The 6,744-nt window shown below is 57.1% G+C and carries 7 protein-coding genes and 1 pseudogene; all 8 read left to right on the forward strand.

The annotated features are described in order from the left end of the window. On the forward strand, positions 1-1,652 hold a 1,652-nt coding region (locus IA22_RS35990), incomplete at its 5' end, for a phage terminase large subunit family protein (RefSeq protein WP_106973289.1). After that, positions 1,649-1,855, forward strand: coding sequence for a phage head-tail joining protein (locus IA22_RS35995; RefSeq protein ID WP_000198149.1), 207 nt, complete (start codon positions 1,649-1,651; stop codon positions 1,853-1,855). The genes IA22_RS35990 and IA22_RS35995, both read left to right, overlap by 4 nt. A gap of 38 nt (positions 1,856-1,893) precedes the next feature. Beyond that, positions 1,894-3,292: pseudogene (locus IA22_RS34650) on the forward strand (phage portal protein). Then, positions 3,273-4,592, forward strand: coding sequence for a S49 family peptidase (locus IA22_RS0133475; RefSeq protein WP_000123343.1), 1,320 nt, complete (start codon positions 3,273-3,275; stop codon positions 4,590-4,592). The pseudogene IA22_RS34650 and the gene IA22_RS0133475 overlap by 20 nt, the downstream one beginning before the upstream one ends. A 9-nt stretch (positions 4,593-4,601) precedes the next feature. Continuing rightward, positions 4,602-4,934, forward strand: coding sequence for a head decoration protein (locus IA22_RS0133480; protein WP_001297109.1), 333 nt, complete (start codon positions 4,602-4,604; stop codon positions 4,932-4,934). Positions 4,935-4,989: 55 nt separating this feature from the next. Further along, positions 4,990-6,015: a major capsid protein gene (locus IA22_RS0133485; protein WP_000063280.1), complete on the forward strand. Its 1,026-nt coding sequence runs from the start codon at positions 4,990-4,992 to the stop codon at positions 6,013-6,015. 41 nt (positions 6,016-6,056) lie between these two features. Then, positions 6,057-6,455 (forward strand): DNA-packaging protein FI, encoded by a 399-nt coding sequence (locus IA22_RS36000; RefSeq protein ID WP_000158919.1) that lies wholly within the window; start codon positions 6,057-6,059, stop codon positions 6,453-6,455. Between the two features lie 11 nt (positions 6,456-6,466). Beyond that, a partial coding sequence (locus IA22_RS36005; protein WP_081889927.1) for a head-tail joining protein occupies positions 6,467-6,744 on the forward strand: 278 nt, incomplete at its 3' end.

Genomic DNA, 6,744 nt, shown 5'->3' on the forward strand with positions numbered 1-6,744 from the left:
ACTTTATAGAGCATAAGCAGCGCAACACCCTTATCTGGTTGCCGACGGATGGTGATGCCGAGAACTTTATGAAAACCCACGTTGAGCCGACTATTCGTGATATTCCGTCGCTGCTGGCGCTGGCCCCGTGGTATGGCAAAAAGCACCGGGATAACACGCTCACCATGAAGCGTTTCACTAATGGGCGTGGCTTCTGGTGCCTGGGCGGTAAAGCGGCAAAAAACTACCGTGAAAAGTCGGTGGATGTGGCGGGTTATGATGAACTTGCTGCTTTTGATGATGATATTGAACAGGAAGGCTCTCCGACGTTCCTGGGTGACAAGCGTATTGAAGGCTCGGTCTGGCCAAAGTCCATCCGTGGCTCCACGCCAAAAGTGAGAGGCACCTGTCAGATTGAGCGTGCAGCCAGTGAATCCCCGCATTTTATGCGTTTTCATGTTGCCTGCCCGCATTGCGGGGAGGAGCAGTATCTTAAATTTGGCGACAAAGAGACGCCGTTTGGCCTCAAATGGACGCCGGATGACCCCTCCAGCGTGTTTTATCTCTGCGAGCATAATGCCTGCGTCATCCGCCAGCAGGAGCTGGACTTTACTGATGCCCGTTATATCTGCGAAAAGACCGGGATCTGGACCCGTGATGGCATTCTCTGGTTTTCGTCATCCGGTGAAGAGATTGAGCCACCTGACAGTGTGACCTTTCACATCTGGACAGCGTACAGCCCGTTCACCACCTGGGTGCAGATTGTCAAAGACTGGATGAAAACGAAAGGGGATACGGGAAAACGTAAAACCTTCGTAAACACCACGCTCGGTGAGACGTGGGAGGCGAAAATTGGCGAACGTCCGGATGCTGAAGTGATGGCAGAGCGGAAAGAGCATTATTCAGCGCCCGTTCCTGACCGTGTGGCTTACCTGACCGCCGGTATCGACTCCCAGCTGGACCGCTACGAAATGCGCGTATGGGGATGGGGGCCGGGTGAGGAAAGCTGGCTGATTGACCGGCAGATTATTATGGGCCGCCACGACGATGAACAGACGCTGCTGCGTGTGGATGAGGCCATCAATAAAACCTATACCCGCCGGAATGGTGCAGAAATGTCGATATCCCGTATCTGCTGGGATACTGGCGGGATTGACCCGACCATTGTGTATGAACGCTCGAAAAAACATGGGCTGTTCCGGGTGATCCCCATTAAAGGGGCATCCGTCTACGGAAAGCCGGTGGCCAGCATGCCACGTAAGCGAAACAAAAACGGGGTTTACCTTACCGAAATCGGTACGGATACCGCGAAAGAGCAGATTTATAACCGCTTCACACTGACGCCGGAAGGGGATGAACCGCTTCCCGGTGCCGTTCACTTCCCGAATAACCCGGATATTTTTGATCTGACCGAAGCGCAGCAGCTGACTGCTGAAGAGCAGGTCGAAAAATGGGTGGATGGCAGGAAAAAAATACTGTGGGACAGCAAAAAGCGACGCAATGAGGCACTCGACTGCTTCGTTTATGCGCTGGCGGCGCTGCGCATCAGTATTTCCCGCTGGCAGCTGGATCTCAGTGCGCTGCTGGCGAGCCTGCAGGAAGAGGATGGTGCAGCAACCAACAAGAAAACACTGGCAGATTACGCCCGTGCCTTATCCGGAGAGGATGAATGACGCGACAGGAAGAACTTGCCGCTGCCCGTGCGGCACTGCATGACCTGATGACAGGTAAACGGGTGGCAACAGTACAGAAAGACGGACGAAGGGTGGAGTTTACGGCCACTTCCGTGTCTGACCTGAAAAAATATATTGCAGAGCTGGAAGTGCAGACCGGCATGACACAGCGACGCAGGGGACCTGCAGGATTTTATGTATGAAAACGCCCACCATTCCCACCCTTCTGGGGCCGGACGGCATGACATCGCTGCGCGAATATGCCGGTTATCACGGCGGTGGCAGCGGATTTGGAGGGCAGTTGCGGTCGTGGAACCCACCGAGTGAAAGTGTGGATGCAGCCCTGTTGCCCAACTTTACCCGTGGCAATGCCCGCGCAGACGATCTGGTACGCAATAACGGCTATGCCGCCAACGCCATCCAGCTGCATCAGGATCATATCGTCGGGTCTTTTTTCCGGCTCAGTCATCGCCCAAGCTGGCGCTATCTTGTTCGTTCAGGCCACCTGGGATACCAGTTCGTCGCGGCTTTTCCGGACACAGTTCCGGATGGTCAGCCCGAAGCGCATCAGCAACCCGAACAATACCGGCGACAGCCGGAACTGCCGTGCCGGTGTGCAGATTAATGACAGCGGTGCGGCGCTGGGATATTACGTCAGCGAGGACGGGTATCCTGGCTGGATGCCGCAGAAATGGACATGGATACCCCGTGAGTTACCCGGCGGGCGCGCCTCGTTCATTCACGTTTTTGAACCCGTGGAGGACGGGCAGACTCGCGGTGCAAATGTGTTTTACAGCGTGATGGAGCAGATGAAGATGCTCGACACGCTGCAGAACACGCAGCTGCAGAGCGCCATTGTGAAGGCGATGTATGCCGCCACCATTGAGAGTGAGCTGGATACGCAGTCAGCGATGGATTTTATTCTGGGCGCGAACAGTCAGGAGCAGCGGGAAAGGCTGACCGGCTGGATTGGTGAAATTGCCGCGTATTACGCCGCAGCGCCGGTCCGGCTGGGAGGCGCAAAAGTACCGCACCTGATGCCGGGTGACTCACTGAACCTGCAGACGGCTCAGGATACGGATAACGGCTACTCCGTGTTTGAGCAGTCACTGCTGCGGTATATCGCTGCCGGGCTGGGTGTCTCGTATGAGCAGCTTTCCCGGAATTACGCCCAGATGAGCTACTCCACGGCACGGGCCAGTGCGAACGAGTCGTGGGCGTACTTTATGGGGCGGCGAAAATTCGTCGCATCCCGTCAGGCGAGCCAGATGTTTCTGTGCTGGCTGGAAGAGGCCATCGTTCGCCGCGTGGTGACGTTACCTTCAAAAGCGCGCTTCAGTTTTCAGGAAGCCCGCAGTGCCTGGGGGAACTGCGACTGGATAGGCTCCGGTCGTATGGCCATCGATGGTCTGAAAGAAGTTCAGGAAGCGGTGATGCTGATAGAAGCCGGACTGAGTACCTACGAGAAAGAGTGCGCAAAACGCGGTGACGACTATCAGGAAATTTTTGCCCAGCAGGTCCGTGAAACGATGGAGCGCCGTGCAGCCGGTCTTAAACCGCCCGCCTGGGCGGCTGCAGCATTTGAATCCGGGCTGCGACAATCAACAGAGGAGGAGAAGAGTGACAGCAGAGCTGCGTAATCTCCCGCATATTGCCAGCATGGCCTTTAATGAGCCGCTGATGCTTGAACCCGCCTATGCGCGGGTTTTCTTTTGTGCGCTTGCAGGCCAGCTTGGGATCAGCAGCCTGACGGATGCGGTGTCCGGCGACAGCCTGACTGCCCAGGAGGCACTCGCGACGCTGGCATTATCCGGTGATGATGACGGACCACGACAGGCCCGCAGTTATCAGGTCATGAACGGCATCGCCGTGCTGCCGGTGTCCGGCACGCTGGTCAGCCGGACGCGGGCGCTGCAGCCGTACTCGGGGATGACCGGTTACAACGGCATTATCGCCCGTCTGCAACAGGCTGCCAGCGATCCGATGGTGGACGGCATTCTGCTCGATATGGACACGCCCGGCGGGATGGTGGCGGGGGCATTTGACTGCGCTGACATCATCGCCCGTGTGCGTGACATAAAACCGGTATGGGCGCTTGCCAACGACATGAACTGCAGTGCAGGTCAGTTGCTTGCCAGTGCCGCCTCCCGGCGTCTGGTCACGCAGACCGCCCGGACAGGCTCCATCGGCGTCATGATGGCTCACAGTAATTACGGTGCTGCGCTGGAGAAACAGGGTGTGGAAATCACGCTGATTTACAGCGGCAGCCATAAGGTGGATGGCAACCCCTACAGCCATCTTCCGGATGACGTCCGGGAGACACTGCAGTCCCGGATGGACGCAACCCGCCAGATGTTTGCGCAGAAGGTGTCGGCATATACCGGCCTGTCCGTGCAGGTTGTGCTGGATACCGAGGCTGCAGTGTACAGCGGTCAGGAGGCCATTGATGCCGGACTGGCTGATGAACTTGTTAACAGCACCGATGCGATCACCGTCATGCGTGATGCACTGGATGCACGTAAATCCCGTCTCTCAGGAGGGCGAATGACCAAAGAGACTCAATCAACAACTGTTTCAGCCACTGCTTCGCAGGCTGACGTTACTGACGTGGTGCCAGCGACGGAGGGCGAGAACGCCAGCGCGGCGCAGCCGGACGTGAACGCGCAGATCACCGCAGCGGTTGCGGCAGAAAACAGCCGCATTATGGGGATCCTCAACTGTGAGGAGGCTCACGGACGCGAAGAACAGGCACGCGTGCTGGCAGAAACCCCCGGTATGACCGTGAAAACGGCCCGCCGCATTCTGGCCGCAGCACCACAGAGTGCACAGGCGCGCAGTGACACTGCGCTGGATCGTCTGATGCAGGGGGCACCGGCACCGCTGGCTGCAGGTAACCCGGCATCTGATGCCGTTAACGATTTGCTGAACACACCAGTGTAAGGGATGTTTATGACGAGCAAAGAAACCTTTACCCATTACCAGCCGCAGGGCAACAGTGACCCGGCTCATACCGCAACCGCGCCCGGCGGATTGAGTGCGAAAGCGCCTGCAATGACCCCGCTGATGCTGGACACCTCCAGCCGTAAGCTGGTTGCGTGGGATGGCACCACCGACGGTGCTGCCGTTGGCATTCTTGCGGTTGCTGCTGACCAGACCAGCACCACGCTGACGTTCTACAAGTCCGGCACGTTCCGTTATGAGGATGTGCTCTGGCCGGAGGCTGCCAGCGACGAGACGAAAAAACGGACCGCGTTTGCCGGAACGGCAATCAGCATCGTTTAACTTTACCCTTCATCACTAAAGGCCGCCTGTGCGGCTTTTTTTACGGGATTTTTTTATGTCGATGTACACAACCGCCCAACTGCTGGCGGCAAATGAGCAGAAATTTAAGTTTGATCCGCTGTTTCTGCGTCTCTTTTTCCGTGAGAGCTATCCCTTCACCACGGAGAAAGTCTATCTCTCACAAATTCCGGGACTGGTAAACATGGCGCTGTACGTTTCGCCGATTGTTTCCGGTGAGGTTATCCGTTCCCGTGGCGGCTCCACCTCTGAATTTACGCCGGGATATGTCAAGCCGAAGCATGAAGTGAATCCGCAGATGACCCTGCGTCGCCTGCCGGATGAAGATCCGCAGAATCTGGCGGACCCGGCTTACCGCCGCCGTCGCATCATCATGCAGAACATGCGTGACGAAGAGCTGGCCATTGCTCAGGTCGAAGAGATGCAGGCAGTTTCTGCCGTGCTTAAGGGCAAATACACCATGACCGGTGAAGCCTTCGATCCGGTTGAGGTGGATATGGGCCGCAGTGAGGAGAATAACATCACGCAGTCCGGCGGCACGGAGTGGAGCAAGCGTGACAAGTCCACGTATGACCCGACCGACGATATCGAAGCCTACGCGCTGAACGCCAGCGGTGTGGTGAATATCATCGTGTTCGATCCGAAAGGCTGGGCGCTGTTCCGTTCCTTCAAAGCCGTCAAGGAGAAGCTGGATACCCGTCGTGGCTCTAATTCCGAGCTGGAGACAGCGGTGAAAGACCTGGGCAAAGCGGTGTCCTATAAGGGGATGTATGGCGATGTGGCCATCGTCGTGTATTCCGGACAGTACGTGGAAAACGGCGTCAAAAAGAACTTCCTGCCGGACAACACGATGGTGCTGGGGAACACTCAGGCACGCGGTCTGCGCACCTATGGCTGCATTCAGGATGCGGACGCACAGCGCGAAGGCATTAACGCCTCTGCCCGTTACCCGAAAAACTGGGTGACCACCGGCGATCCGGCGCGTGAGTTCACCATGATTCAGTCAGCACCGCTGATGCTGCTGGCTGACCCTGATGAGTTCGTGTCCGTACAACTGGCGTAATCATGGCCCTTCGGGGCCATTGTTTCTCTGTGGAGGAGTCCATGACGAAAGATGAACTGATTGCCCGTCTCCGCTCGCTGGGTGAACAACTGAACCGTGATGTCAGCCTGACGGGGACGAAAGAAGAACTGGCGCTCCGTGTGGCAGAGCTGAAAGAGGAGCTTGATGACACGGATGAAACTGCCGGTCAGGACACCCCTCTCAGCCGGGAAAATGTGCTGACCGGACATGAAAATGAGGTGGGATCAGCGCAGCCGGATACCGTGATTCTGGATACGTCTGAACTGGTCACGGTCGTGGCACTGGTGAAGCTGCATACTGATGCACTTCACGCCACGCGGGATGAACCTGTGGCATTTGTGCTGCCGGGAACGGCGTTTCGTGTCTCTGCCGGTGTGGCAGCCGAAATGACAGAGCGCGGCCTGGCCAGAATGCAATAACGGGAGGCGCTGTGGCTGATTTCGATAACCTGTTCGATGCTGCCATTGCCCGCGCCGATGAAACGATACGCGGGTACATGGGAACGTCAGCCACCATTACATCCGGTGAGCAGTCAGGTGCGGTGATACGTGGTGTTTTTGATGACCCTGAAAATATCAGCTATGCCGGACAGGGCGTGCGCGTTGAAGGCTCCAGCCCGTCCCTGTTTGTCCGGACTGATGAGGTGCGGCAGCTGCGGCGTGGAGACACGCTGACCATCGGTGAGGAAAATTTCTGGGTAGATCGGGT

Origin of the sequence: Kitasatospora papulosa, assembly GCF_000717245.1 — a bacterium.
GTDB classification, from domain to species: Bacteria; Actinomycetota; Actinomycetes; order Streptomycetales; family Streptomycetaceae; genus Streptomyces; species Streptomyces papulosus.

Excerpts from the sequence above, each read along its gene's own strand:
- IA22_RS35995 (WP_000198149.1), top strand. The coding sequence starts at position 1,649 with ATGACGCGACAGGAAGAACTTGCCGCTGCCCGTGCGGCACTGCATGAC.
- IA22_RS0133480 (WP_001297109.1), top strand. The coding sequence starts at position 4,602 with ATGACGAGCAAAGAAACCTTTACCCATTACCAGCCGCAGGGCAACAGT.
- IA22_RS0133485 (WP_000063280.1), top strand. The coding sequence starts at position 4,990 with ATGTCGATGTACACAACCGCCCAACTGCTGGCGGCAAATGAGCAGAAA.
- IA22_RS36000 (WP_000158919.1), top strand. The coding sequence starts at position 6,057 with ATGACGAAAGATGAACTGATTGCCCGTCTCCGCTCGCTGGGTGAACAA.